The sequence below is a fragment of the Clostridium sp. Marseille-Q5894 genome (assembly GCF_946902305.1).
Taxonomy (GTDB): Bacteria; Bacillota_I; Bacilli_A; order Erysipelotrichales; family Coprobacillaceae; genus Thomasclavelia.
On the sequence record NZ_CAMPPT010000003.1, the window covers coordinates 58,668 to 83,302 of the forward strand.

31 protein-coding genes and 1 riboswitch are annotated in these 24,635 nt (G+C 29.5%); of the genes, 8 read left to right on the forward strand and 23 right to left on the reverse strand.

Annotated elements, in window-relative coordinates; genetic code table 11:
* Positions 1-2: 2 nt before the first annotated feature.
* Positions 3-77, reverse strand: a riboswitch (glycine riboswitch).
* 165 nt (positions 78-242) lie between these two features.
* Positions 243-659, forward strand: coding sequence for a VanZ family protein (locus OC535_RS05990; RefSeq protein WP_227053530.1), 417 nt, complete (start codon positions 243-245; stop codon positions 657-659).
* Here the strand turns inward: OC535_RS05990 and OC535_RS05995 are convergent.
* Entirely contained in the window at positions 649-918 is a 270-nt protein-coding gene (locus OC535_RS05995) for a hypothetical protein (protein ID WP_024722132.1), read from the reverse strand. The genes OC535_RS05990 and OC535_RS05995 overlap by 11 nt on opposite strands.
* A 104-nt stretch (positions 919-1,022) precedes the next feature.
* Here OC535_RS05995 and OC535_RS06000 point away from each other — a divergent pair, with 104 nt between their 5' ends.
* Positions 1,023-1,451 (forward strand): hypothetical protein, encoded by a 429-nt coding sequence (locus OC535_RS06000; RefSeq protein ID WP_227053529.1) that lies wholly within the window; start codon positions 1,023-1,025, stop codon positions 1,449-1,451.
* A gap of 50 nt (positions 1,452-1,501) precedes the next feature.
* On the opposite strand, the gene OC535_RS06005 is transcribed toward OC535_RS06000, so the two are convergent.
* The 10 genes from OC535_RS06005 to OC535_RS06050 all read right to left on the reverse strand — a co-directional run bounded on the left by OC535_RS06005 (position 1,502) and on the right by OC535_RS06050 (position 10,395).
* Entirely contained in the window at positions 1,502-3,574 is a 2,073-nt protein-coding gene (locus OC535_RS06005) for a glutamine synthetase III family protein (RefSeq protein ID WP_498823486.1), read from the reverse strand.
* Between the two features lie 145 nt (positions 3,575-3,719).
* Positions 3,720-4,220: a UbiA prenyltransferase family protein gene (locus OC535_RS06010; protein WP_024722134.1), complete on the reverse strand. Its 501-nt coding sequence runs from the start codon at positions 4,218-4,220 to the stop codon at positions 3,720-3,722.
* A 194-nt stretch (positions 4,221-4,414) separates the two neighbouring features.
* Positions 4,415-5,785: a PTS sugar transporter subunit IIC gene (locus OC535_RS06015; RefSeq protein ID WP_227053528.1), complete on the reverse strand. Its 1,371-nt coding sequence runs from the start codon at positions 5,783-5,785 to the stop codon at positions 4,415-4,417.
* A gap of 307 nt (positions 5,786-6,092) precedes the next feature.
* A complete protein-coding gene (locus OC535_RS06020; RefSeq protein WP_024722136.1) occupies positions 6,093-6,806 on the reverse strand; it encodes a GntR family transcriptional regulator in 714 nt (237 codons plus the stop codon).
* Positions 6,807-6,909: 103 nt separating this feature from the next.
* The gene (yfcE, locus tag OC535_RS06025; protein WP_227053527.1) at positions 6,910-7,452 is read right to left on the reverse strand and encodes a phosphodiesterase; all 543 of its coding nucleotides are present in this window, start codon (positions 7,450-7,452) and stop codon (positions 6,910-6,912) included.
* 1 nt (position 7,453) lies between these two features.
* Positions 7,454-8,068: a GyrI-like domain-containing protein gene (locus tag OC535_RS06030; protein ID WP_024722137.1), complete on the reverse strand. Its 615-nt coding sequence runs from the start codon at positions 8,066-8,068 to the stop codon at positions 7,454-7,456.
* Positions 8,069-8,206: 138 nt separating this feature from the next.
* Positions 8,207-8,461 carry a thioredoxin domain-containing protein gene (locus tag OC535_RS06035; RefSeq protein ID WP_227053526.1) on the reverse strand — a complete coding sequence of 85 codons (255 nt, stop codon included), beginning with the start codon at positions 8,459-8,461 and terminating at the stop codon, positions 8,207-8,209.
* A gap of 4 nt (positions 8,462-8,465) precedes the next feature.
* Complete coding sequence (locus tag OC535_RS06040) at positions 8,466-8,948, reverse strand: peptidylprolyl isomerase (protein ID WP_024722139.1); 483 nt, start codon at positions 8,946-8,948, stop codon at positions 8,466-8,468.
* Positions 8,948-9,229, reverse strand: coding sequence for a hypothetical protein (locus OC535_RS06045; RefSeq protein ID WP_024722140.1), 282 nt, complete (start codon positions 9,227-9,229; stop codon positions 8,948-8,950). The genes OC535_RS06040 and OC535_RS06045 overlap by 1 nt, the downstream gene beginning before the upstream one ends.
* A gap of 278 nt (positions 9,230-9,507) precedes the next feature.
* Positions 9,508-10,395 carry a LysR family transcriptional regulator gene (locus OC535_RS06050; protein ID WP_227053525.1) on the reverse strand — a complete coding sequence of 296 codons (888 nt, stop codon included), beginning with the start codon at positions 10,393-10,395 and terminating at the stop codon, positions 9,508-9,510.
* Positions 10,396-10,536: 141 nt separating this feature from the next.
* Between OC535_RS06050 and OC535_RS06055 the strand changes: the two genes are divergently transcribed.
* Entirely contained in the window at positions 10,537-11,877 is a 1,341-nt protein-coding gene (locus tag OC535_RS06055) for an MATE family efflux transporter (RefSeq protein ID WP_227053524.1), read from the forward strand.
* 105 nt (positions 11,878-11,982) lie between these two features.
* Here OC535_RS06055 and rlmH read toward each other — a convergent pair whose 3' ends face one another.
* The 9 genes from rlmH to OC535_RS06100 form a co-directional block, all read right to left on the reverse strand.
* Positions 11,983-12,462 (reverse strand): 23S rRNA (pseudouridine(1915)-N(3))-methyltransferase RlmH, encoded by a 480-nt coding sequence (gene rlmH / locus OC535_RS06060; RefSeq protein WP_024722142.1) that lies wholly within the window; start codon positions 12,460-12,462, stop codon positions 11,983-11,985.
* On the reverse strand, positions 12,452-13,201 hold the full coding sequence (locus tag OC535_RS06065) for an MBL fold metallo-hydrolase (RefSeq protein ID WP_024722143.1): 750 nt from the start codon (positions 13,199-13,201) through the stop codon (positions 12,452-12,454). Before OC535_RS06065 ends, rlmH begins: the two co-directional genes overlap by 11 nt.
* A gap of 87 nt (positions 13,202-13,288) precedes the next feature.
* Complete coding sequence (gene rpmE, locus OC535_RS06070) at positions 13,289-13,492, reverse strand: 50S ribosomal protein L31 (RefSeq protein ID WP_024722144.1); 204 nt, start codon at positions 13,490-13,492, stop codon at positions 13,289-13,291.
* A gap of 151 nt (positions 13,493-13,643) precedes the next feature.
* Positions 13,644-14,912 carry a UDP-N-acetylglucosamine 1-carboxyvinyltransferase gene (gene murA / locus OC535_RS06075; protein WP_024722145.1) on the reverse strand — a complete coding sequence of 423 codons (1,269 nt, stop codon included), beginning with the start codon at positions 14,910-14,912 and terminating at the stop codon, positions 13,644-13,646.
* 209 nt (positions 14,913-15,121) lie between these two features.
* Positions 15,122-15,988 (reverse strand): class II fructose-1,6-bisphosphate aldolase, encoded by an 867-nt coding sequence (fba, locus tag OC535_RS06080; protein ID WP_024722146.1) that lies wholly within the window; start codon positions 15,986-15,988, stop codon positions 15,122-15,124.
* A gap of 145 nt (positions 15,989-16,133) precedes the next feature.
* A complete protein-coding gene (locus OC535_RS06085; protein ID WP_024722147.1) occupies positions 16,134-16,874 on the reverse strand; it encodes a TrmH family RNA methyltransferase in 741 nt (246 codons plus the stop codon).
* On the reverse strand, positions 16,864-17,133 hold the full coding sequence (locus OC535_RS06090; protein ID WP_024722148.1) for a hypothetical protein: 270 nt from the start codon (positions 17,131-17,133) through the stop codon (positions 16,864-16,866). The genes OC535_RS06085 and OC535_RS06090 overlap by 11 nt, the downstream gene beginning before the upstream one ends.
* Before the next feature lie 28 nt (positions 17,134-17,161).
* Positions 17,162-17,716, reverse strand: coding sequence for a GNAT family N-acetyltransferase (locus OC535_RS06095; protein WP_227053768.1), 555 nt, complete (start codon positions 17,714-17,716; stop codon positions 17,162-17,164).
* Positions 17,717-17,721: 5 nt separating this feature from the next.
* Positions 17,722-18,792, reverse strand: coding sequence for a metallophosphoesterase (locus OC535_RS06100; protein WP_227053767.1), 1,071 nt, complete (start codon positions 18,790-18,792; stop codon positions 17,722-17,724).
* Between the two features lie 73 nt (positions 18,793-18,865).
* Between OC535_RS06100 and OC535_RS06105 the strand changes: the two genes are divergently transcribed.
* Positions 18,866-19,672 carry a methyltransferase domain-containing protein gene (locus tag OC535_RS06105; RefSeq protein ID WP_498823407.1) on the forward strand — a complete coding sequence of 269 codons (807 nt, stop codon included), beginning with the start codon at positions 18,866-18,868 and terminating at the stop codon, positions 19,670-19,672.
* Between the two features lie 90 nt (positions 19,673-19,762).
* Here the strand turns inward: OC535_RS06105 and OC535_RS06110 are convergent, their stop codons facing one another.
* On the reverse strand, positions 19,763-20,332 hold the full coding sequence (locus tag OC535_RS06110) for a hypothetical protein (RefSeq protein WP_498823408.1): 570 nt from the start codon (positions 20,330-20,332) through the stop codon (positions 19,763-19,765).
* Between the two features lie 414 nt (positions 20,333-20,746).
* Here OC535_RS06110 and OC535_RS06115 point away from each other — a divergent pair, with 414 nt between their 5' ends.
* The 4 genes from OC535_RS06115 to OC535_RS06130 all read left to right on the forward strand — a co-directional run bounded on the left by OC535_RS06115 (position 20,747) and on the right by OC535_RS06130 (position 23,487).
* Positions 20,747-20,887: a hypothetical protein gene (locus OC535_RS06115; protein WP_498823409.1), complete on the forward strand. Its 141-nt coding sequence runs from the start codon at positions 20,747-20,749 to the stop codon at positions 20,885-20,887.
* 59 nt (positions 20,888-20,946) lie between these two features.
* Positions 20,947-21,090, forward strand: a complete 144-nt coding sequence (locus OC535_RS06120) for a hypothetical protein (protein ID WP_498823410.1) — start codon at positions 20,947-20,949, stop codon at positions 21,088-21,090.
* An 84-nt stretch (positions 21,091-21,174) separates the two neighbouring features.
* Positions 21,175-21,384, forward strand: coding sequence for a tyrosine-type recombinase/integrase (locus tag OC535_RS06125; protein ID WP_498823411.1), 210 nt, complete (start codon positions 21,175-21,177; stop codon positions 21,382-21,384).
* 927 nt (positions 21,385-22,311) lie between these two features.
* On the forward strand, positions 22,312-23,487 hold the full coding sequence (locus OC535_RS06130) for a hypothetical protein (RefSeq protein WP_024722152.1): 1,176 nt from the start codon (positions 22,312-22,314) through the stop codon (positions 23,485-23,487).
* 144 nt (positions 23,488-23,631) lie between these two features.
* Here OC535_RS06130 and tnpA read toward each other — a convergent pair whose 3' ends face one another.
* Together tnpA and OC535_RS06140 are read right to left on the reverse strand one after the other, a co-directional pair.
* On the reverse strand, positions 23,632-24,144 hold the full coding sequence (tnpA, locus tag OC535_RS06135; RefSeq protein ID WP_024722880.1) for an IS200/IS605 family transposase: 513 nt from the start codon (positions 24,142-24,144) through the stop codon (positions 23,632-23,634).
* Positions 24,145-24,530: 386 nt separating this feature from the next.
* Positions 24,531-24,632: a peptidoglycan-binding domain-containing protein gene (locus OC535_RS06140; RefSeq protein ID WP_081721162.1), complete on the reverse strand. Its 102-nt coding sequence runs from the start codon at positions 24,630-24,632 to the stop codon at positions 24,531-24,533.
* Between the last annotated feature and the right edge of the window lie 3 nt (positions 24,633-24,635).

Here is a 24,635-nt window from a genome sequence, read left to right on the forward strand (position 1 = left end):
TTCGTCCAATAGCGATCCTTTTACCTGAAATCTTTAATTCTTCGGTGTTCATTTAGAATCTCTTTCGCCATTATCATCCGATATACAAGTAGTATTATACGCTAATTGTATACAATTGCAAATATTTTATGAAATATTTTAAATCTTTATTGTATAATATTAAAACATTATATCAGATCATATTTTAATTATAAAACTTAAAATATTTGTCTTTTTATATCTAATTACTTATAATATTAGATATGAAAAAATTAAAATACTTTATACCTGCTATATTATGGATGATTTTTATTTTTATTATGTCACAAACCAATGGTAATGATTCATCAAATCAAAGTAACTTCTTTGTAGAAATAATTTTGAAATTTATTAATATTGATCGAAGTATATTAGCGCTTTTAATTAGAAAAACGGCTCATATGAGCGAATATGCATTACTATTATTTTTTATTTATTATGGCTTTAAAAAAACTATTACACATCAATATACTTTATTACTATCCTTATTAATAACTTTCTTATATGCTTGTAGTGATGAATTTCATCAGTTATTTATTCCTGGTCGTAGTGGTCAATTTGTAGATGTTTTAATCGATACTGCTGGTGGCGTATTTATGTTACTAATTATCTATTTATGGCAAAAGAAGGCTAATCGTTAGACTTCTTTTTTAATTCTTCAATACTTTCTTTTAATTTATCGATTGCTTCATTTAAAACCTCAAGATCATTTTCTTTATTGTTTTGTCGAGACTCTAAAACATCAGCCCAAGCGGCATTTGAAGCTAAAATATCACCAACTACATTGAACCATGCTCCTAGAGCTGCCTGTTCATCAATAGTAAAATCATTTGTTAATAAATAACCTAAAATAACTGCTGTTCCAGTAAAACTAAATGGATCTATATCAGGAATATACATAGTTCACCTCTTTTATATATTATTATATGCTGGTTTTAAAAAAATTTATGGGCCTCATGTATAATTTTTTATATCTTTAACATAATAGAAGTAGGTGAAATATAATGAACGATAACGTTAAATTATTAGATTTTATTTATCAAAACTCCCAAATGGGAGTAGAAACTATTGATCAGCTGGAAAAAATCGTTGAAGATAAAGATTTTAAAAATTATTTAAAAGAAAAATATGAAGGTTATCTTAAAATTCATAAAGATGCTAAAGAAAAGTTACATAGTCATGGATATGATGAAAAAGGTCTCAGCTCATTTGAAAAAATCCGTACTTATTTAACAATCAATATTCAGACACTAACAGATAAATCGACTAGTCATATTGCTGAAATGATGATGATTGGCAGTACCATGGGAATCATCAACGCTATTAGAAATCTTGCAGATTTTAAAAATGCCCAAGATGATATTTTGATGTTAATGGAAACTCTTAAAAAATTTGAAGAAAAGTCATATTCTGATTTACAACATTTTATATAAAACACAAATAAAGGTTATGAACATTTAATTCATAACCTTATTTATATACTTTAAATTCCAAATAATAAATCTACATAAGTAGGAATTGGCCAGTACTGAGCATCGACTGATTCTTCGATGGCATCAACTGTTTCTCTTAATAACTGCATTGTTCCAAATACATCATCACGCCAAGCAACCGCCTGAGTAAAAATATCTTCCTCTGATTTTTGTGCAGCTGCAATATTATTTTCTAATGTTGTCATTTGTTCTTTCATCACTTTAGTTTGAGATGCTAATTTATTAACATCATCAACTAAGAATTCAACATCTAAACCTGCTTCTTTAGCAGTAACAACTTCAGAAGAAAGTTTTGCTAAATAGTCACAAACAGCTGGATAAATTTGTGTTTTTGCCATTTTTAATGCTGTTAACCCTTCTACTTGGATTGTTTTAATATAATTATCTAATAAAATTTCATAACGAGAAGCTAATTCAACCTTATTATATACTCCTAAACGATCCAACATTTCGATATTCTTTTCATCTTTTAAGCATTTTAAAGCATCAACAGTATTTTTATTGTTAGGAAGACCACGTTTTTCAGCTTCTTTTTCCCATTCTGCTGAATAACCATCACCATTAAAGATAATTCGTTTATGTTCTGTAATAAATTCTTTAACTACATCATCAAATGATTTACCTGCTTCTATTTCAGCTGCCATTTTTTCCATTGCATCCGCTAAAATAGCATTCAAAATAGTATTAGGACCTGCTATAGATTGACTTGATCCAACTGCACGGAATTCAAATTTATTTCCAGTAAAAGCAAATGGAGAAGTACGGTTACGATCCGTATTATCTTTTGAGAAAGTAGGAACTACTGATACCCCAGTTGCAAATCGTGTTGCATCTGTTTTATTAATTTTCTTTCCTTCACAAATTTCTTCAACTAAAGCTTCTAATTCAGCTCCTAAGAACATTGAAATAATAGCTGGTGGTGCTTCATTTGCTCCTAAACGATGATCATTTCCAGCACTAGCAATACTCATACGTAATAAATCAGCATATTCATCCACAGCTTTAATTGTACAAGCAAGAGTTGCTATAAATGGTTTGTTTTCAATTGGGTTGGCACCTGGATTAAATAAATTGATTCCTGTATTAGTAATAACAGACCAGTTATCATGTTTACCAGAACCATTTACTCCAGCAAATGGTTTTTCGTGCAATAAGCAGCGTAACCCATGTTTTTTAGCAATATCCTGCATAATTTGCATTAATAAATGATTATTATCAGATGTTATATTTACTTTAGAATATACACAAGCTACCTCGTGTTGGGCAGGGGCAACTTCGTTATGTTTAGTTTTTGATGGTATTCCATATCTCCATAATTCATGATCTAAATCTTTCATGAAAGCTGAAACTTTACGTTTAATGCTTCCAAAATAATGATCTTCAAGCTCTTGTCCTTTAGGTGCCATAGCGCCAAATAAAGTACGACCTGTTAATTTTAAATCTATTCTTTGTTGATAGTATTCATCTAATACTAAGAAATATTCTTGTTCTGCACCAACTGAAGCAGTTACCTTTGTAACCCCCTCAACACCTAGTAAAGGTAATAATTTACAAGCTGCTTGTGATAAAGCATCACATGATCTTAATAACGGTGTTTTCTTATCCAAAGCTTCTCCAGTATAAGAACAGAATAAAGTTGGAATATACAAAGTTCCATCTTTTACAAATGCTGGTGATGTACAATCCCATGCTGTATAACCTCTAGCTTCAAAAGTAGCACGTAATCCCCCTGAAGGGAAAGAAGATGCATCAGGTTCTCCCTTTCTTAATGTTTTACCACTGAATTCTAATACTGCTTTTGATCCATCTGGTTCAATAAAGGCATCATGCTTTTCAGCAGTTAATCCTGTCATTGGCATAAACCAATGTGTAAAGTGAGTAGCACCATTTTCTAAAGCCCATATTTTCATTGCATTAGCAATTACTGTAGCGCATTCTTTAGATAATTCTTCACCTTTATCCAAAGATGCATGGAATGCTTTGTATATAGATTTAGGAATTCGTTCTTTCATCACATCATCACTAAATGCTAAGCATCCATAATCTTCTAATAACTTATTCATTTCCATTCTAAGTTCCCCCTTGTTAGTTTATTAACAACACATAACCATACAATATATATATGTTTATATGCCGTTATTATACAGTTACTTTTTTTAGGTGTCAATAATTAAAATGATATTTTTTTATCATTTTGTTATTAAATTATTATTTCGATAATTTTTTAGTTTCACGTCTGCGTTTTTTCTCAACCTTATGATGTTCATTATACAATTTCACCTGACAATGCATTCGCTTGTTAACTTTTATTAACGCTTCACAAATACCCATTATATCTTTAGGATATATAACTATTCTTTTACCACCTTCTAAATAAAGTTCAAGCGCTTTAGGATCGATAATAATTTTTGTCATTTTAGGAATCGGATCACATACCGTTTCACAATTCATAATATTAATTTCTTTATCCCTTCCGATCCTCTTGCATATTTTTAAAGTTCTTCGTTTAATCACATATTTATAAGGGCGCATAAAATATATATATCCAAAAATAATTGCTCCCGCTAAAACAATAACAGCAAAAGCTTGAAAATTTTGATGATATAGCATAAGTAGACCATAAATAACATAAAAAACTGTGAAATAAATTAAAGCTGTACTAACCTTCTTATCAAACACCTTTTCATGATATATTCTTTCTTCTTCCATAGTTTCCTCGCATTCTTGTTATCATTATAACCAAACATTTAAATTATAACAATTGCAAATCCCAGCTTTAATCTATATTCTTACAAGTATGTAAAGGCCTATATCATCATTTTTTTATTTTTAACCAAAATTACAATTTAGGGTACTTAAATATTTTTAAGTACCCTAATATATAATTAATAAAAATCGACGAATTATTGGGCCACACCGGTAACTTGTTTATTTTGCATTCTTTCATATATAATAAAGAAAGGTGTATAAACTAAAACAGAGACTACCAATAAAATTCCTTGGGTTACAGCTCCCATTGGATTAGCTCCTGTAGCTATAAAACCAAAAATAATCGGCGGGGTCGTCCAGGGGGCAATCAGTACAACTTTTGGACAGAAGTTTATCAAAGTTAAAACATAACCAATTGTAATTGTAATAATCGGAGCTAAAACAAACGGTATTCCCAAAATAGGATTTAATACCATCGGAATCCCAAATATGACTGTTTCATTAATATTAAATAAGCTAGGAACGATCGATAATGTTGCAACTGCATAATTATCCTCTCGCGTAGAAAAAATCAAAATTGCAACAACTAAGCCAATCGTGACTCCCGAACCACCAAACTCTCCTGTCATTTGTAACCACTGCATCGTAGAAATATTTTCTACTGTTTTATGAGCTTTATAATTTTCCATATTTTGCAACGCTAGGGGAGTAAATAGTGATTCTTTAACAGCAGATAGCATATTATTACCATGGATTCCTACTAACCAAAATAACATAATTATTAAATAAATCACAATTATTCCTGGTAAAGAAGCTCCTATACTAGATAATGGTCCTTGAATAGAAGTCTTTATTATATCATTCAAATACAATACATTTCCCGTTAAATTTTCACTAATAATATTACATGTAAGACCACATAGCGCAATGATAACGATCGTAATGATCGCGGGAACTAAATCTTCAAATACCCGCGCTATCCCTATTGGTACTGTTTCTGGCATTCTAATTTTTAATGAATCTTTTTTTACTAACCAGCAAAATAATTCAATAGAAACAATTCCTACTATCATTCCTGTAAACAATCCTGAAGCCCCTAAGGCATCTTCAGAAATACCTGTGAATAACTGTAATTCTCCTTTCTTTGTTAATTCTAATGTTTTTTTAGCAGTATCTACTAGAGCATAATTATAATTTGTCTGTGTTATCGATAACCAGGCAGCAACACCTAACATACCGGGGAAATATCCAGCTTTCTCTTGTCCTAAGTTACGACTGCCAATTTCTTGAGCAATTCCAAATGTAATGCCAACGGTAATACAAGAAATTGCCGCAAAATTAATTGCATCAAATGCCGGATTTAAAAATTCAAGTACCATTATTGGTTTCCAAATAGCTCCTAATCCGCTATCCGTATTTACTAAGACATTTGACCATAATACCCCAACTGCACCGGCAATTATTAAAGGCATAAATGATTGAAATGCATTTTTGATCGCAGATAAATACTTATTTTGTCCACACCAGGTACCGACGCGACCAAGAATATCTGCCATTCTATCCATATTTTTTCCTCCCTTTAAATACTTATTGACAATATTAGTATAAAATTTATATATATTAATGTCAATCTTTTCCCTTGCTATAAATACCATACTTTTTCTTAAAAAATACTGATATTATATTATTCTAAGCTTATAATTCATTTTTCCCTTTTTTGATTATTATATAATAAGAGGTCAAACATCTTTTAGCATTTTTTATCAAAACTCAATATCCTACTCAACTATAAAAAAGCACAAATCTACATAATTCGTGCTTCAAAAATTACTTTATAACTTAAAAGAATTATTTATCTCTAATCATTTCATATTACATAGCTACTGTAACTGTTTTAAGCTCAAAATCTCGATAATGGAATCGTGATAATGAATATTCAAAAATAGTACCACTGCTCAAATAAGCAATTTGTTCAATTTGAAAATATGGTTCTGTAGATTTTAGAGCCAAATAATCTTGCTCTAATTGTGACGATATATGACCACTCACAGTTTTATGGACACTTTGAATTTTTAATTTTAAAGTTTTTTCAATATATTGGTAGATCGATCCTTTTAAATGTTCTATTTTTAAATTAGGTATAATTGATATAGGCATATAAATAATTTCTATAGAATAAGGCTTTTTATCAAGATTTCGTCGTCTAATTATATGATAGACAAATGTCCCTTCTTCAATCTGCAGCTTTTTAGAAATTTCTTCATCACAAGGAATTACTTCAAATACAATTATATCACTATCTATTTCCTTTATTCCTTTGAATCTCTGTGTCAGTCCTATTTTATTATTAGTCAAATTAGGGCTTTCCATCGAAGGATTATAATCTTTGACAAATGTTCCTGCTCCCCGTCTCCGAACTATAAGTCCTTCTTTGACTAAAATATCTAATGCTTTTTTCATTGTTTCTTTATTACAATGATAATCTACACATAAAGAATATTCATATGGCAGTTTTTGCCCATATACATATTTTTGATTTTTTATCTTATCTCTTATATCATTAGCGATATCTATATATTTAGCCATATTTCCCCTCCTATCCTCTTTTAAAAATATCATATCTTTGTTAAATTTGTATATACTTTTTATGATAAAAGACTACTAAATTTAGCAGTCTTCTTCATCTATTTTAATCAAATTTAATAGCCTTAACAACTTGACCACTAAATTCCTTTATTAAAAACTCATTACTTTCATAAATTCCATAACTATTATTACCTTCTTTAGGTAAAGAAATCGATGATGGATTAATTATATATATTCCATTTTGATATTTAGCCACTTGTTTATGGATATGTCCATAAACAAAAATATCTCCAGCATTTAAATTAGGAAGATTGTTTTCATCAAATAAATGTCCATGAGTTAAAAAAAAGTGATGATTATCAACATCTATAGTCGCATAATCAGCTCTAATCGGAAATTCTAGAACCATCTGATCAACTTCAGCATCACAATTTCCCCTTACTGCAATAATTTTATTTTTATAGTCATTTAATAGTTTAATTACTTTTTTAGGCGCATATCCATCTGGCAGATCATTTCGTGGTCCATGATATAAAATATCACCTAAGATCACTAATTTATCAGCCTTTTCTAATTCATACATTTCTAATGCTTTTTTTGCATATATATAAGAACCATGTATATCGGATATAAACATTATTTTCATTTTAAACCAAGTCCTCCTCTACTGGATATCGTACTATCGTTTTCAAATTTTCTGGAGCTACACGCTCAGGTTTATTTAAATATATTTCATGATGTAAGCCGCTTAATTTTAAATTAGCAACTGTAATATATTCCATAATTTGTTTAGTTGAATTTATTTCCGTGTTATAAGGACCTATATGCAGCATTTGAATACACTCACCTTCTTCAAATTCTTTCAAATAAACATCTAATGTAAAATAATCGCCAGTTTTCAATAAAAGCTCCATTTTAATTTCTTCTAATATTTCTTCCGTCAATATTGGCGGCTGTAACATCATTAAAGTATATTTGATCATCTTCTTTCTTGTTACATCAAAATGACTGTTGTCATAAGTATCCCAAATTCCCTCTAATTTAGCCCCACTAAAACTAATCTCTTGTTTTTGATAATATTCTTTTAAAGACTTATTTATTAAAAACAAGAGTTTTGATTTATTTCTAAATTCAGGAACGGTTGGATTCCCAATACCATCTATCGCTATATACTTTAACTTCGGCACTACTAAACTACTTATTTTTTTAGTCATTGCCCGATATAACTGTGGATATTCTTTTTTTATATCATATTTTTTCACTGTATCATCCCCACCCTCATATTATATTACTTTTATCACAAAATACTATAAAAAATCAACAAGTTTATTAAAAACATGACTTTGCACTCTTAATTATAAAAGCGCCTTAGAAAAACTTTTATCTTGGCGCTTTAGCTGCTATTTTTTTAAATATTGGTCAAAAATACTTTTTATTCCTGTTTTTGATGCAACCCCCTCATGTAACTTAACCTTTCCATCATATAAAGCAGGAACATAATAATAGTCATATTGATCAGCTAGTTGACTATCAAGCTGCTCATCAACTAATTCAATTTCAATCTTACGATACTCAGGATTTTTATCTTTCAATTCCTTGATCCAATTTATAGCTCTTCTACAATGAGGACAATTTTTCAAAATGAACATTCTCATTTTTCTACCCTCTTCTAATTGTCTTGATTACGATTGGTGTATTAGGACAATCTTGCATATTTCTTGGTGCATTAGCAATTTTATCAACAACTTCTAAACCTTCTGTAATTTTTCCAAACGCTGCATATTGACCATCTAAATGTGGCGCGTCTTCATGCATGATAAAAAACTGTGAAGAAGCAGAATCTGGTATCATTGTCCGTGCCATTGATAATATTCCTCGCGTATGTAATAAATCATTTTTTATCCCATTACTACTAAATTCACCTTTAATACTCTTTGCTTCATGATGATTAAAATCTTTATCATAACCTCCACCTTGAATCATAAAACCAGGAATAACACGATGAAAAATCAAACCTGCAAAAAAATCCTGATCAATTAAATTCAAAAAATTTTCTACCGTAATTGGTGCAATTTCAGGATAAAGTTCTCCTTTCATTACTCCTCCGTCTTCCATTTCAATAACAATTTTTACTGTCTCCATTACTTTTCTCCTTTATCAACTATTCTGGCTTCAATAACTTCATTTGCCATTTTTTTATCTTTTCTCTTTTTATTAAAAATCAAACCTGCAATAATAAGTACTGCAAGTATAACTAGCACCATGATAATCGAATCAACCAGCTTAAACTGATACGCTGTCGCTACAATTAAACATAGATTTATGATCTCAAAAGTTCCTGATAATTTATGTCGACCATTAACCATAAAATTAAGAGCTAATGCAGTACAAACAAACATTGCTATAATTAATGCTACCTCCATCTTCATCCTCCTCATAGTATTCCATCATTATAATCGTTATTTTAACAAACTACAACCTATTTATAAATACTTTTTCCAACATATACCATATCAAAACTTTTATTTCCAAACAAATCACCAATAACATTATCATATTGTTCCTTTACAATATCTAGATTATTCATCCAAAAATCACTATTTATTAGCAGTCTTATTATATCATGATTTTTTATCACTTTAAATAAAGTCATTCTTAAAAAAACTTATACTCATCTTAATAACTTTAATCTTATATTCTATTATTTGGTATACTCAATAATCATCCGTTCAAGCTCCTTAGCAGCTAAACTTAATGACTGATCCTTACGCTTAATATAACAGACAGAGCGAAGCGGTATTTCCTCTTGTAATTTCAAACGAAAGATATCATCTTCTTCATCCTTTAACAACTCTTCTGGTATAAATCCTATTCCTAAATTATTTTTTACTAATGGTAAAATCTGGTCAGCGGTTGCAACTTCAATATCTGGTGTAAATGGTAAATTATTTCTTGCAAACCATTCGCAATAAAAATCATATGTTTTTGTTCGCTTACCAAGTGAAATAATCGAATGTTGACTCAGTTCATGTAAAGAAATATTTTTCTTAGTTAATTCATCGAATGCTTTACCTCCAATCGCAACCTCACAATAGTCTTTAAGATGATGAACTTTTAATGTTTTTGTATCTCCTGTTGGTGTCGTTACAACAGCAATATCTACCAAGCCATTTTTTAAAGCAGTAATTGGCTGTGGTGTCGGTTGATTTAAAATACGTAAACGAACTCCAGGATATAACTGATGAAATTGATTAAGTACAGGTAAAAGAAAACATCGTAAAGCAACCTCACTTGTCCCAATTGAAATAATACCACTCTGTAATGTTTTATCCATCGATAATAATTCTTCACCCAACTCGATCTGTTCTACAGCAATTCGAATATGTGAATATAATTTTTCTCCTTCCTGGGTCAACTTAACACCACGATTTGAACGAATAAATAATGTACAGCCTAATTCTTTTTCTAAATTTTTGATTATTCTAGTTATATTAGGCTGATTATTCATCAAAGCAATCGCAGCTTGGGTAAAATTCTGATACTTTACAACATAATAAAAAACACGGTAATATTCATAGTTTATATTCATATTCTATCCCTCTTTAATATATAAATTTAATATAATCACAATAATAAATATACATTTTTAATATTTCAATATAAATATTATAATATGATCGTCATCATATAACAATGACTTTCTTAAATAACATCAAAGGGGGCTGAAACAATGAATAAAGACTTGACTGTGGGAAAACCATCTACTGTTTTATGGAAATTTTGTTTACCATTATTTGGCAGCATTATTTTTCAACAATTATATAATATCGCTGATAGTTTCGTCGCTGGAAAATTTATCGGTGAAGAAGCTTTAGCTGCTGTTGGTAATGGCTATGAAATTACATTAATTTTTATTGCTTTTGCATTTGGCTGTAATATTGGTTGTTCTGTAATAGTTGCACAGTTTTTTGGGGCAAAAAACTATGCCAATTTAAAAACTGCTGTTTATACAACACTAATTTCAAGTGGTGTTGTCTGTGCCTTATTAATGCTGCTTGGCCTTGTTTTTTGTACTGATCTTTTGCATCTTATCAATACTCCAGCTAATATTATCGCTGATTCAAAACTCTATTTAGACATTTATATATGGGGGTTACCTTTTGTATTCTATTATAATGTTGCAACGGGTATCTTTTCGGCATTGGGTGATAGTCGAACACCATTTATCTTCTTAATGATTTCTTCACTAACAAATATTGCTATGGATATCATATTTGTTACTTTATTTTCAGAAACTTTTTCAAGAGGTGTTGATGGCGTCGCATGGGCCACATTTTTATGCCAGGGAGTAAGCTGCATCTTAGCGCTGATTTTTGTATTAAAGCGTCTCACTAAAATTAAAGTAACTGAAAAAGTTCCTCTTTTTTCTAAGTCAATTTTCAAAAAAATTGCTATTGTTGCAATCCCCAGTATTTTACAACAAAGTTTTATTTCAGTTGGAAATATTCTTATTCAGGGAATTATCAATACTTTCGGCTCTAGTGTCATTGCTGGATATTCTGCTGCTATTAAGTTAAATAATCTAGTCATTACATCTTTGACAACATTAGCCAATGGCATTTCTAATTATACTGCCCAAAATATCGGAGCCCAAAAACTAGAAAGAGTCCATAGTGGTTTTAAAGCTGGACTCAAACTAGTATGGCTTTTAGATATTCCTTTTGTTCTTCTTTACTTTTTTGCTGGTAAATATCTCATTTATATTTTCATTGATAAAGCAACAACTACAACAATAGCTGTTGGGATTACTTTTTTACGTATTGTTGCTCCATTTTATTTTGTTATTGCTGCAAAACTTGTATCTGATGGTATTTTACGTGGTGCTGAAATGATGAATAAATTTATGATTGCAACTTTTACAGATTTAATTTTACGAGTTGTTTTTGCAAAAATTCTCTCTAGCTATTTTGGTACAACGGGTATTTGGATCGCATGGCCGATAGGCTGGTCTGTATCTATCGTATTATCAATGTTGTTCTATCGTAACAGTTTAAAAAATGTTCATATATAAATTAGTGAAAAATACGGTAAGAGTTATTATCCTTACCGTATTTTTATATCATGATTTTCATCTGTTATAATTGAAATATTATCATTAATCTAAACTAAAAACTTTTTATTTATGATAAGTTTCATTTTTAATAATCTTAAAACTGCGATAAATTTGTTCAACCAAAATCAATCGCATTAACTGATGTGGAAATGTCATCTTAGAAAAACTCAACCTTAAATTAGCTCGATCAATCAACTCTTGTCCATGACCTAAAGAACCACCAATCACAAAATCAATTGTGCTTTTACCAGATAACATACAATCTTCTATCTGTTTAGCCATTTCTATAGAATCAAGTTCTTTTCCCGCTACATCTAATAGAATAACATAATCATCCTGTTTAATTTTATCAAGAATCTTTCGTCCCTCTTTAGATTTTATGATTATTTCATTAGCTAAAGAACAATTATCAGGAATGCTTTCATCAGCAACTTCATAAACTTCAACCTTGCAATACCCTTGTAGCCTTTTTAAATATTCTTCAACACCGGCATTTAAATATTTTTCTTTTAACTTACCCACACAAATAATTTTAATCTTCATAATTTCCTCCACTAACAACATTAACTTGACTAGCTACCTTAATATTATCAAATTTTATATTATTTTCATCAAATATATTTTTATATGTTTCTAACGCTTTTTCTTCACTATTAGCTTCTTCACTTAAATGAGCTAAAACTATTTCTTTAGTTTTATCACCAATTATTTCTGCCATCAATCTAGCACTATATATATTATCTAAATGTCCAGTATCCCCTTGAATCCTTCTTTTTAAAAAATATGGTCGATTAGTTGCCATCAACATTTCAACATCATGGTTACTTTCGATAATATAATAATTTAAATTTTTTAAATACTGTCGATTTTTCTGTGATACATATCCTGTATCCGTCATATATAAAATACTTTCCGTCTTCCCTTTTATCACAAATGCCAATGGGCTAGTGGCATCATGGGAGATACTTAACGGCATGATTTCATAATGTGCTAACTTAAATACTTTATAAGGATTTATTTCATGACTTTTATCAATTCCTTTAATACACCCTTTGCCACAAAAACAAATACTTTGATCAAAAATACTAATATTTTTATTATGATCATAATGATCATGGGTCAAAAGAACATAATTAATATTTTCTTCTTGAAAACCAAGTTTACTTAGTTTAAATAATAATTGTTTTCTAGTAATTCCACAATCTATTAAAATTCCAATACCATCATCATATATAAATGTACTGTTACCTTTAGAACCACTAGCTAAAATATGAAATTCCATTAACTCATCCTTTCTTTGTAATTTATTATAACATAAATAATTTTTATAAAAACAAAAAAGGGACAACTGCCCCTCATTTGTAATAAATTATTTAAACCCGTATTTTTTATTAAATTTATCAACACGTCCATCAGCACTAGCAAATCTTTGTTTACCAGTATAGAATGGATGACAGTTTGAACAAGTATCTACACGTACTTCATCTAAAACTGATCCACTTTCAAATTCGTTTCCACATGAAGTACAAACGACTTTTACTTTTTTGTAATTTGGATGAATTCCTTTTTTCATAAATTTATATCTCCTTCCGCCTTATAGCCTTACTGCTACAAAGTAAGTTTCTAGTGTATAATAACATTAATAAATCATTATTTCAAGTATATTTACAAAATATTGACCAAATCTTAAAATTTATAAAAACATTTTTATAAATTATCCTTTTTTAATCTTCCACATGACGTCTTGTAATAACTGCCCCTAAAGAAATTAGTTTATGATCAATGTTTTCATATCCTCTATCAATATGATATACATTTCCAATCTCGGTAACTCCATCTGCCATTAATGCTGCAACTATCAATGCGGCACCGCATCTTAGATCTGTCGCATATACCCTTGCTCCATGCAATGGAGTTGGTCCGTTTACATAACACATCGCTTCTTCCTGATCTATCTTTGCTCCCATCGCATTCAATTGATAACAATGCCCAAAACGTTCTGGATATATTGTCTCTACTACCTGAGATACCCCCTGACACTGCGTCAATAATGCGGTTAATGGCTGCTGTAAATCTGTGGCAAATCCAGGATATACCTGCGTCCGGATATCTACCGCTCTTAGATTCTCTTTCCCGCCATGCACTATTATACTATCTCCTACGATATCCATTTTGACTCCTATTTCTTTTAGCTTTGATGTCACTGCTTCTAAGTGCTGCGGTATTACGTTTTGTACGATTACTTTTTCTCCAGCTGCTGCTGCTATTACTAAAAATGTCCCGGCTTCAATTCGATCTGGTATTATTTCATGATTACATCCACTTAATTTCTCTACACCTTCGATTATTATGGTATCTGTACCGGCTCCTCTTATCTTTGCTCCCATTTTCGTCAACAGATTCACTACATCGATTATTTCTGGTTCTTTGGCAGCATTTTCAATCGTTGTTTTACCTTTTGCTTTTACAGCTGCAAGTAAAATATTTATCGTTGCTCCTACTGATGCAAAGTCTAAGTATATTTTATTCCCTATCAGCTCTTTGGCTTCTATTGTATATGTTCCATCGCTGCTATATGCAACGGTTGCTCCTAATGCTTCAAAGCCTTTGATATGCAAATCAATTGGACGCGGTCCTAAAAAACAACCTCCTGGCATTTTCATCGTAACTTTATTACATTTCCCTAATAATGCTCCCATCAAATAATATGATGCTCTTAATTTATCTACTGCCTCGCTAACTAATGGTCTATTTTCTAAATTAGTAGGATCTACTACTAATACATCTTCATTTTTTTCAACTTTACAGTTCAATTCTCTTAATAATACCCCTAATGCATCAACATCAGAAATATTTGGTACTCCATATACAGTTACAGGACTATCTGCTAAGACTATTGCTGGAATTAGGGCTACTGTAGCATTTTTTGCCCCACTCACCACTACTGTTCCATTCAATTTATGTCCACCTTCAATAGCAATTACTTCACTCATTTTAGTCCTCCTTATAATTTAATCTACGTAACTACTATATATTAATTTATTGTTAAAAACAACCAAAATTTGTATTTTTGAACGATTAGAATTTTTTGACAATTTTCGTATATTTTTATTTTTACAAAAAATAAAAATTTCAAACATTTTTTACCAGATAATAAAAGAATCCCTCTAAGCGGGATTCTTTAAATAAATTTTAGTATAAATTAAGCTTTACCAATGCATCCAAAGATTTCCATTTTTTCTTTAACACATTCTTTGATAGCTTCAGCCCCTGGTGCTAATAATTTACGAGGGTCAAATCCTTTACCTTCTAAATCTTTTCCTGCTTCGATATATTTTCTTGTTGCTTCTTGGAAATATAATTGACATTCAGTATTTACATTGATTTTAGAAACACCTAAATTAATTGCTTTTTTAATCATTTCTTCAGGAATTCCAGTTCCACCATGTAATACTAAAGGTAATTTTCCAGTTTCTTGTTGAATTGCATCTAATGCATCAAAATCTAATCCAGCCCAGTTTTCAGGATATTTACCATGAATATTTCCAATTCCTGCTGCTAAGAAATCAACTCCTAAGTCAGCGATCATTTTACATTCTTTTGGATCGGCAACTTCACCTTTACCAATTACACCATCTTCTTCTCCACCGATAGATCCTACTTCTGCTTCAACAGAGACACCTTTAGCATGGCATAACTCAACCATTTCTTTTGTTTTTTCAATGTTTTCATCAATAGAATAATGAGACCCATCAAACATAATTGAAGAGAATCCTGCTTCTAATGCAGCTTTAGCTCCATCATAGCTACCATGATCTAAGTGTAAAGCTACAGGTACAGTAATCCCTAAAGAATCAACCATTGCTGCTACCATTGCTGAAACAGTTTTAAATCCTGTCATATATTTTGCAGCACCTTCTGATACACCTAAGATTACTGGTGCTTTCAATTCTTCTGCAGTTAAAAGAATAGATTTTGTCCATTCTAAATTATTAATGTTAAATTGACCAACTGCATAATGTCCTTCTTTTGCTTTATTTAACATTTCTGTTGCTGATACTAATCCCATAATATTTCTCCTTTTCTTTTTACTCCTATATAATACTATTATTTAAAAAAAATTTCTATAGTAACACTTAGATTTTTACCTATTTTATTCATTTTTATCCAATGTAAGCAATTACTTTATTTTATTAATTATCTTTAAGCCTAATTTATCTTAAAACTTCCTTAGATTTAAATATATCTTTAGAAAAATGACATAACGTAATTCCTAAAGCCATCGATAAATTTAAAGAATCAATTTTTTCACTATGGGGAATAAAGATACTTTGACCATAATCAAGAAATTCATCTGGTAAACCACTGCTTTCATTCCCAAACACTAATGAATGACTTTGCTGATCAGGTTCAATTAAATGAATATTTTTAGCCCCTTTTAACATTAATGGATATATGTTGTGTTGCGGATATTTTTCTATATATTCATCAAAACTATCAAAATATTCAAAATTAATGTTAAATATTGCTCCCATCGACGCTCGGATAACTCGGGGATCAAATACATCTACACCAGGTCGAATGATCGCTAAATTAACATAATTAAAACCTAGCATCGTTCGAATGATCGTTCCCATGTTTCCCATATCACTAGGATTTACTAAAACCACATGATTAGTATCATCTAAACTTAATGTGTATTTTTTTATAATTGCAACTGCAAAACAGTTTTCTTTTTTAGAAAGTTTATTTATCGTATTATCACTTTCAATTAAATCAATTTTATTTTTCTTACATAATTCATTAATTATCGCAATTCCTTTATTTTTCGATGAATTACTTTTTATATACACCCTTAATACTAAATCTGGTTTATTTTGTAATAACTCAATTGTTTCAAATACTCCTAATGTATATGTATAATCAAAATCTTTATGATATGCTTTAATTTTCATTCTCTAAACCTTTCAATAGATCAATTTGTTTTTTTAAATCAAGTTGTAATGCTTCAAAATGCTTACGATCATAATCTACACCCTGATCAATCAACTTTAATAAATCATTATATTTTTCATAAGCCAATGTAAATAATGAGATTTGAATTTCTAAATCAAGTTCATTTTGTCCGTTTGTAACGATCTGATTAATCTCTTTATATTTTTCTTTAAATACTTCATCTAAATCAACTTTTTTCTTTCTATTAAACAAACCCATTTTATACGCCTCCTAAAACATTATACAGCTAATCAAAATAATATTCCAGTTTTGAAAAAGGAATAAATTTTAAAGGCTTTGCTTTATGCTCGCCCAGCATTTTTTCCATCCAAATCATATCGTACCATTTATCCAATTTATACCCACACTGATGAAAATGGGCTATTTGACAATATCCTAACCGCTGATGAAATGCTACACTACCTTCATCAGGAATCGCAATACAAGCATTCATATTCAAAATATTTTGTCTTTTAGATATTTTTTCTAGTTCATGATATAGAATTCTACCTATCCCTAAATTCCGATAATTATTATCTATATAAATCGAAGTTTCTACCGCCCAATCATATGCTGCTCGTTTTTTTAATTCTGATGTATAAGCATATCCTACGATCTTATCATTTACTTTAGCAACTAAATATGGATATTTATTTAAAGTATTGTTTATCCGCTGTTTAAATTCCGCAATACTAGGTACATCATATTCAAAAGTTATTGCGGTATTTAATACATATGGTGCATATATTTCTAACAGTCTTTTGGCATCTTCACATTTTGCTACATCTATCTTTACTTCCATTATAATTATCTCCTGCTTTTTAAATTAACAACAACTATCTCACTATGGTTAGCAGTTCGCATATTATATCCCCAGCCACCCATACCAGATGTTACGACAGCACAAAAATTACCATCTTTTTTTATTCCATAATTCATCTCATTTACTTTAATTAGTTCATAAAAATAATTTAAAGGAAAAATCTGACCTGCATGTGTATGACCAGATAATTGTAAATCAATTCCTAATTCTGCATTATGCTTATAATCTCTTGGTTGATGATCTAATAATATCAATGGTTTGTTATCATCTAAATTATTAGTTATTTCTTCTAACTCTTTTCTATTTTTTACTACATAATCTTTTCTACCAATCAAATAAATATCATCTAAACTTACTGCTTCATCTAATAAAACAATAACTCCGCTTTCTTGCAATCTATTTACTATATCAAACTCTTTTAAAGGTGTTCTGCCCTTAAAACCAATTTCATGATTACCCTCAATAAAATAAACTGGATATTTTGCTGCCAGAGATTTAAATATTTTCATTGCATATGTTACTTCATCTGAAGTTGTATTTTCATCAAAGATATCTCCTAACAAAATAATACCTTCAGGATCAATTGCATTTGCATGATTAGAAATTTTAGTTAAATCAGTTTTAGAAACAATAGTACCTAAATGAATATCGGAAACAATCATTAAAGTTTTATCATTAAAGTTTTTATTTATCTCGATATCATATGTTGTAATGATCGTATTTTTAGCATTATACATACCATAAAAACTTAAGATCAAGCTTGTTACTAAAACAATAATAATTCCATAACGATAACTAAATTTAATATATTGATTAAATTTAGTTATATATAAAATAAACCTAATAATATCAAAAATAACTAAACAAATACAAGCATTGACCAAAAAACCAAAATATATTAAATCATATAAACTCAAAACAATAAAACCTATGATAATAGCAGCTGTAATAACATTTCGATATTTAACTCTAGTAAAAATATTCCGTACATGATAAGCTAAATAAATTGTCATAACACCTACTAAAGTCATTTCCATTAATACAAACCAACTCATTAATATCTCTCTCCTTCAAGATATTATTATACCATAGTTTATATTTATGGTATAATGACATCGAGGTGAAATTATGCATAAATTAGCATGTCCAAAATGTCATAAACCAATTGTTCAAATTGGAAACTCTTATAAATGTGATTCTGGTCATTGTTACGATATCGCTAAAAATAAATATTTGAATTTGTTATTAAATCCCGATAAAGCTACGAACAACCCTGGTGATAGTAAAGAGAGTCTTATAGCTAGAAAAGCATATCTAACTAAAGGATATTATGATATTATTTTAAATAATGTTATTGATTGTATAAAAAAATATCGTAATGATAGTAAATTAAATATTTTAGATTTAGGTTGTGGTGAAGGATATTATACTGCCGGTTTAAAGAAAATTTTTAATGATGATAATATCTATGGTCTAGATATTTCTAAAGAAGCTATTAATATGGCAACTAAATATACTAAAGATATATACTGGTTAGTAGGCAATAGTAAAAATTTACCGATTGTTGATCATTCTTTAGATTTTATTACTGCATTATTTACAGTCGTTAATCAAAATGAGTTAAAAAGAGCTTTAAAACCTGGTGGATATATAATTCATGTTACTGCAAATCCTAATCATTTAATTGAAATCAAACATTTAATATATGATGAAATAAAAGTCAAAAGTGATAAATATATTCGTTTAGATTTTAAAAAAGTTGAAAGCTATGATTTAATTCATCAAGTAAAAATCGATAATCGTGAAGATGCTTTAAATCTCCTTAAAATGACCCCACACTATTATCATATCAAAAAAGAGCGCCGTAATATTTTAGACACCCTAAATAAACTTGATATTACAATTGATATTAAAATTACAATCTATAGTACATAAAAATTTTATTTATAATTAATAAAGATGATGTAAATTATTGATCAATAATTTATATCATCTTTTCTTTTAAAACAATATTTTTCTATAAAATTATTGTGCATACCAAAATCTCACCATTTTAACAACATTAAAACAATTTTTTTCAAACACTATTCTAGCTGGAATTCTTTTTATTTCCCCACAATCAAGAAAGACAATATCAAGTCCTTCTCCAGTTTCCTCGTAACCGACAATCGTTACCCAATGCCACAAATCATCACGAATCTGACGTCTTCGATGCGTTAAAATCAATAATCCTAACGGATTTGCACTATCTATACTTTCCTTTACTACCTTCATTGCGATTTCAACATTTGGTTTTCTCAATATATAATATTTACAATTATCTAATAATTTACTTAATCTACGCGCATATAAATATACATACGGAAAACCTCTTTTTTGGGGCTCCATTAATTTAAACATCTCATTCATATGATCAAGATACATATCTTTATTAAATGTATGATCTTTCTTCGTATAATAAAGAAAAATATCTGTAGCACTGACACTGGCACATCCAGCCTTTCTTGCCCAGGAATCTAAAAACCAGTCTTGATTGCCACCATGCCCTACCAATTTATCTTCTATATATACTTTTGGATAATCTAAAATCATCATGCCACCCTCTTTCATTATCATATTATACATAATTCTATTTGATTTAGTTACTAATATGATAATAAATAATTATCATTATATTTTATATTTTCTGTATTTTATCATTCTAAAACAATTTATATTTAATGATTTAGATACTCTATATTTGTATTCCCTAGAGATTTTTTATTAAAATCTAATGTTTTGTTAAAAGTTTTTACTACTTCATTACACTTAATTAAAATATGATATTACTTTTATTGCCTTTGTACTGTTTAGATTCTTTTACAAAACATTATAAAATAACATTGACATAAAATACTATAGATGCTATTCTGAAAAAGAAAGATATCTTTATTATCAATTCTGATAGAGATATATTATGGTAAACACACTTCATAGTGTTTATATAAAAAAGAAGGGAGAAATAATTTTATGAAGAATTTAAACAAATGCCTTTTGGTTTCATTTGTACTAGGGGTAATCTATTCAATATATGTAATAGCATATTTTGGTGGTGCAATTGGTGGCTCAGAAGGTACTGAACAAGCTGGTGAGCTATTGCTACTGCATTAGTTACACCTCACATGATCTGTACAGTTTTAGCAACAATATTTAATGGATTAGGTCTATTTATGAAGAAACGTGGATTTGCTCTTGTTGGTGCAATTTTATATGCAGTCGCAATGGTCTTATTTATTCCATATTTTATGTTTGTTATTGTACAAATGATCTTATCATTTGTAGGATTTGCAAAGCTAAAAAAAGATACTGTTTAAAAATAAAAAAATCATATGTTAATAATCATTCATCCTATATAATGGGATGAATTTTATTATTTATAAGCAAATACGCTATATCAGATGAAAAAAATATGTAATTCCAAATATAAAACAAGATTAACTTTACATGGATTTAGACACAGCCATGTTAGTTTACTCATAAATAATGGGATTGATAGTTTTACAATTGCAAAAAGGTTAGGACATTTTAAAGGAATGGTAGAACGAGTTTACGGTCACATGTTTGCAAGCAAAAGGAAAGCAATTCTTAATATACTGGATAACTTATAAATCAATAAAATCCCTGATGAATTTTCAGGGATTTTTCTTATTAAAATTTAATTTTTTAAAAAAACTTTGCCAAAAGCTCTATAAAACGGGAAAAGTCTCTTTGGGACAAGAGACTTTCAATATCTGAATTCTATACAGGAAGTAATTTTATGTGATGTGTTTACTTTTTAATTGCTTTAAAACTTTCGTTTTTGTTATGCTGCAATTTAAAATAATCTTTACAAACCGTAATTTTTATGCCAAAAATATGTCACATTTATACATATATATAATAGGATATAGTTTTATCAATATCTTTAGTTTTTTTAACAGGGAATTTCTTTATAAAGAATTTTAGAGATATGATGAAAGAAGCTTGATCAAGATGAAATAAAAAATCATCAGAGTTTAAAAGATAAGCAATATCAGAGGGAAAATGCTTAGGAATAAGTAAAGGTTGAAAGAATTGAGAGAATTTAAAAAGAGATTTAGAAAAAATATTTATATTATTTAAAATCGTTGTTATACTATCCGTGATGAAACTCCTTTTTTATTGGTTTTATGGTGAAACAAGTATAACATGGAAGTTTTGTCTTTTTTAGTATAAAACGAAAAAAGATGATAAAAGAGATATAATCGATAATCATTTTATCGTTTGGAATAGAAACAAATAAAAGTAGTAAATTTGTATCAGTTATACTGATTTTTTACACTACCAAAATAATCATGAGATGATTTTATGAATCTAAAGGATAAAAAGAAACAAGAAGCAGAGGCAAATACTGCGGAATATTAGGGATTATTAAAATAAAATACAGTATTGCTTGACTTTTGTACTTCATATTAGTATTCTAATAATAGAAGGTACCTTTCTTATAATTATAATTTATTTTACAAAATAATAAAATAATAAAAAGTGGCAAGCGGGAGCCACGGAATGGAGAAAAAATGAATAAAAAAATTATATCATATTTACTCTGTATATCGATTTTATTTACAGTCTTTTTCATAGTTTCTGAAAAACAAGTTTATGCTGACAATTCTAATGTTATGACTTTAGAAGAAGCTATTAAATTGATAAACGATAGAGTAAACTCAAAAAAGAAAACTAAATTTTCAACTATAAACGAACCATATGTATACCCAATATTACCAGGAACAAAAGAGTGGGAAAGTTTTAAATCCAAAGATGAAATGATGGATGCTTGTCAAATACCATCTGAAATAGTTGACTCTATGTCAACGGAAGCTTTAACACTTTCAGTTATCAATCATCCATTATTAGATACTGAGGTTCTTTCTTATAATGACTATACACAAGGCTTTGATTCTTTTGTATCTGCTTTTGATGCAGCAAAAGCATTATTAGAAAGAGAAGATTTTGCTGTTAATTTAGCAAAAATATATTTAGACACACCAGTTTTAAATAAAGAAGAATATAAAGAACAACGTTCTAACTCCCAAAATACTATGTTAGATTTCACTGTAAAAGAAACAGTTTTAGCAGTTCCACAAGTATTTAACTTATTAAAGGAAGACGAAGCCGAAGCATTAATTGTAATAGCAGAAAATAAAATGAAAGAAAAATCAGAAAACCAAGAAATGTATGGTACCTCAGTTAACACCTTTTTTACAGTAAGAGCTACCGTTTCTGGAAAAAATAATAGAAACGGATTTGCGACTGTTTTAACTCCCAGGGGTTCTTCTGTTGTTGTTATTACTATTTCTGATGCCGAATTTACTACTCAACAAAAAGAACAAATAAACGCAACTTATAGAAAAGAATACCCTCAAGCAACAATAGTAGCATCAGCAAGTAAAAAATATAACTGTCATTCTTATGCATGGTATCTTTCATCAACAAGTAATAGATACTGGATGGATGATCCAAGTAAATATATGTCTGATGGTAGTTATTGGAAGCTTAATTATTCAAATGTGAAAAGTGGAGCAAAAATGTATTGGAGCGGAAAACAACATTCGGCAAATGTAATCTCGGTTAATTCAAGTGCTGCTAACGGTAAAAAATGTACAGTACAATCAAAATGGGGACAGGGTCCTATAATGAAACATAATGAAAGTTATTCTCCATACAATAATTCTAGAACCGTGTGGGGAAGGTAAATTAATATAATAAAAACCACGCCTAAAAGACGTGGTTTTCTCTGAGGCTATAAGCCTTTGTTACTTGCTCGCGTCTCAAGGCGCTGCTTTCACTTCGCTCAAGCTATTGCTTTTGACTCTCGCTATCCCTCAAAGGGATTATTTTCATTTTTTTACTTTTTTCTTCTTAACTTCTTGTTTTTTCTTTTCTTCCTCTATTTCCTTATCCTCGAATGGATTTTGGTATTCCTTCACACTCAATTTGTCCATCGCAATATCATGTCGTTCCTGTTCCCTTATATACTTTGCGACTGTTGCATCATTCAATCCTACTGTACTCACATAATATCCTTCTGCCCAGAAATGTCTATTCCCATATTTATATTTTAAATTCGCATGTCTATCGAAAATCATTAATGCTGATTTTCCTTTCAAATATCCCATGAACTTTGATACACTTTCCTTTGGTGGAATCATTACTAACATATGTACATGATCAGACATTAAGTGCCCTTCGATTATTTCCACTCCTTTATATCTGCATAGCGTCCTTAAAATTTCACCTATATCTTTTCTTAGTTGATTATAAATCACTTTTCGTCTATACTTGGGTGTGAAGACGATGTGATATTTACACATCCACTTTGTATGTGCCAATGAATTTGCTTTTTGAGCCATACTTCTATCACCTTTCCTTTCATATATGATAGCTTGAACAACTTTAATATATATCGGAAAGGTGAATATTTGTATAACTTTTTTATCGCTCCACCCGCATAGCAGGTGGTTTTTTATTTCGCATACTTCGTATGCTCAACTGACTTAAGTCTATATATTCATACAAGTATGAATATTAAAAATAAAAAAGCCTAGGTCGTTATGATCTAGGCTTAAACTTTATATATTTATTGTTTACTACAAATGTTACATAACCCACACTTAGTACACTATGGGTTTTTAGTTTTTCTTTTAATAGATACTCCTGTCGAGGGTCTAAAGGCTTTCCATTAGCATCCTGCGCTCCTTTTATGACATAAACTGATTTCATTACATCTTAGGTTCTTTTAGAATACTTTTATTGCATTATACATATTTGTACCAAAAATTCCGTCTACTGTTAAGCTAAACCCTACACCGTTTAATCTCTCTTGAATTAATCGTGTTATGTT